The following is a 2,611-nucleotide window of genomic DNA, read 5'->3' as shown; positions in this document are numbered from 1 at the left end:
GGGGACGCGCCGATCTGCTGCTGCGGCGAGTGCGGCGTTCCTGGACCGCCTGGCGTGGCCGGGCCGTCGAGCCGGTGATCCGGGAGGCGCTGCTGCGGATCGCCCCGGAACTCGGCTGGCCCGAGGTAGAAGCCGTCGGCGGTTGGTGGAACCGGCAGAACAACCCGGAGATCGACCTGGTCGGTGCCGACCGTCAGGGCGTCGCCACCCGGATAGTGTTCACCGGCAGCATCAAATGGCAGACCTCGAAGCTGTTCGACCAGCATGACCATGCCGCCCTGGTCCGTGACACGGCCGCGGTGCCGGGGGCTGACCCGGCCACCGAGCTGCTCGCCGTCAGTCGGAGCGGTGTCGTCGCCGGCCTGCCGGTACGGACCGTCAGTCCGGACGAGCTGATCGCGGCCTGGCGGGCATGAGGCTACCGGGCTGTGCAAACAGCTACCCGGGTTGCGGGCCAGTGCTCCGGCCTTCAGGCCGGGGGTGAAGGCCCGCGCGGGAGGGCCCCCAGGCCCGAGCGTGCTCTAAACCGGACGGGTCTGCTCGGCGATGTACCGGCGGAGCACGTCCAGCGGCGCGCCGCCAACAGACCCGGCGAAGTAGGAACCCGACCACAGCCGGTTCGCCCGCCAGTAGTGGCGGGCCAGGTCGGGGAACTCCTGGCGCATCCGCCGGGACGAGACGCCCTTGAGGCTGTTGACCAGCCGGGACAGGGCGACCTTGGGCGGGAAGTTGATCAGAAGGTGGACGTGGTCGCGTTCGCCGTTGAACTCCATCATCTCGGCCTCGAAGTCGGCGCAGACCGCCCTCATGATCTCTTCCAGGCGGGTCAGGTGCCGGTCGTCGAACACACGGTGCCGGTACTTGGTGACGAAAACCAAGTGGGCGTGCAGCGCGAAAACACAGTGTCTGCCAGTACGGATGCCCGGATCGGTAGCCATAAGCCAATGGTAGGCTGTGATCGTGCAGCTTCGGTACGGCTTCCGCCTGTACCCGAGCGCTGGTCAGCGGACAGCGTTGGCGCGGGCGTGCGGGTGCGCTCGGGTCGTCTACAACGACGCGCTTCGGATTCGGGAGACCGCGCGGGCGCAGGGGCTGCCGTTCCCGAAGACCGGGGACCTGTCCAAGCTGCTGATCACCGAGGCGAAGAAGACCCCGGAACGGGCGTGGCTTGCCGACGTGTCGGCGGTGGTGTTGCAGCAGTCGCTGCGCGACCTCGACACGGCCTACCGAAACTTCTTCGATGGGCTGAAGGGAAAGCGGCCCCGGATGGGCGCGCCCCGATACAAGTCGAAGCGGGACACCCGGCAGGCTGTCAGGTTCACCGCGAACGCCCGCTGGTCGCTCACCCCGGGCGGGAAGCTTCGATTACCGAAGATCGGGGACGTCGAGGTGCGCTGGTCCCGCAGGCTGCCCTCGGCACCATCCACGGTGACAGTGATCCGGGACAGCGCGGGGCGGTACTTCGCGAGCTTCATCGTCGAGACCGGCGAGGAGAGCCCGCTTCTGGAGACGCCCGCCGAGATCGGCATCGACCTTGGGCTGACGCATTTCGCGGTGCTGTCGGACGGCACGAAGATCGGTTCTCCTCGGTTTCTTCGCCGGGCCGAGAAGCGGCTCAAGAAGGCGCAGCGGGATCTGTCCCGCAAGAAGAAGGGCTCAGCGAACCGGGCGAAAGCGCGGGTCAAGGTCGCACGCGCGCATGCGCGGGTGGCCGACGCGCGGCGCGAGTTCCACCACCAGCTCTCCACACGGCTGATCCGCGAGAACCAAGCGGTCGCCGTGGAAGACCTGGCGGTCAAAGGACTCGCCCGCACCCGGCTGGCGAAGTCGGTCCACGACGCCGGCTGGTCTGCGTTCGTCGCCATGCTGGAGTACAAGACGGTCCGGTACGGCCGGACGTTCGTCCGGATCGGCCGGTTCGAACCCACCTCGCAGGTGTGTTCGGCCTGCGGGGTGAAGGACGGGCCGAAACCGCTCGCGGTTCGGGAGTGGACGTGCGCGGTCTGCGGGACGGTGCACGATCGGGATGTGAACGCGGCGGTCAACGTCGCGCTGGCCGCCGGACTGGCGGTGTCTGCCCGTGGAGCGCAGGTAAGACCGGCACCCGTGCCGGCGCCGCGCGGCGAAGCGGGAACCCACCCGAAGCCCACGCCCACAGCGGCGTAGCAGGCGGGAATCTCCGCCCTTCAGGGCGGAGAGGATGTCAACGGGCGAGGTGTACCAGGGTGGTGGCGCGGGCGGTGGCGAGGTGGCCGCGGCCGGGTGGGGCGGCGAAGAACTGGTCGGGTTCCAGCTTGAAGCCGTGCTCGCACGCCACCACGGGTGAGGTGGGTGTGAGCAGCAGCCGGGCGCCGCTTGTCATGATTTCGCTGACGACGCGGGCGAGGGAGCGGCGCTGGCCGGAGAGGATCGGCGTCGCGTCGCCGCAGAGCACGAGCGCCTGGTGGCCGAGCGCGCCGGGGCTGGCGATGTCCTGCAACAACGTGGGGCCGTCGGCGAAGTTGACCTGCGTCGGTACGACGGTGATCTGATCACAGTCGTCGACGACGACCGCGTACCGCCCGTCACCGAACGCCTCGGCGGCGGTACGCAGGTCAGTGTCCTTGAGCAC

The 2,611-nt window shown here is 69.2% G+C and carries 4 protein-coding genes; 2 read left to right on the top strand and 2 right to left on the bottom strand.

The features are described 5' to 3' along the window. The coding region (locus DD1DGNOD_RS28255; protein ID WP_165035122.1) for a DUF234 domain-containing protein at nucleotides 1-416 on the top strand (416 nt) is incomplete at its 5' end. A 105-nt stretch (nucleotides 417-521) separates the two neighbouring features. Here DD1DGNOD_RS28255 and tnpA read toward each other — a convergent pair. Next, nucleotides 522-938, bottom strand: a complete 417-nt coding sequence (gene tnpA / locus DD1DGNOD_RS18730) for an IS200/IS605 family transposase (RefSeq protein WP_131767768.1) — start codon at nucleotides 936-938, stop codon at nucleotides 522-524. A gap of 22 nt (nucleotides 939-960) precedes the next feature. Between tnpA and DD1DGNOD_RS18725 the strand changes: the two genes are divergently transcribed. Beyond that, on the top strand, nucleotides 961-2,166 hold the full coding sequence (locus DD1DGNOD_RS18725; protein ID WP_131767767.1) for an RNA-guided endonuclease InsQ/TnpB family protein: 1,206 nt from the start codon (nucleotides 961-963) through the stop codon (nucleotides 2,164-2,166). Nucleotides 2,167-2,203: 37 nt separating this feature from the next. On the opposite strand, the gene DD1DGNOD_RS18720 is transcribed toward DD1DGNOD_RS18725, so the two are convergent. Next, nucleotides 2,204-2,611: hypothetical protein (locus tag DD1DGNOD_RS18720; RefSeq protein WP_131770723.1), on the bottom strand; the 408-nt coding region annotated here is incomplete at its 5' end.

The organism is Candidatus Protofrankia californiensis (assembly GCF_900634765.1).
GTDB lineage: Bacteria > Actinomycetota > Actinomycetes > Frankiales > Frankiaceae > Protofrankia > Protofrankia californiensis.
Note: the sequence above shows the minus strand (reverse complement) of the source record. Positions and strands in the feature narration are given on the sequence as shown.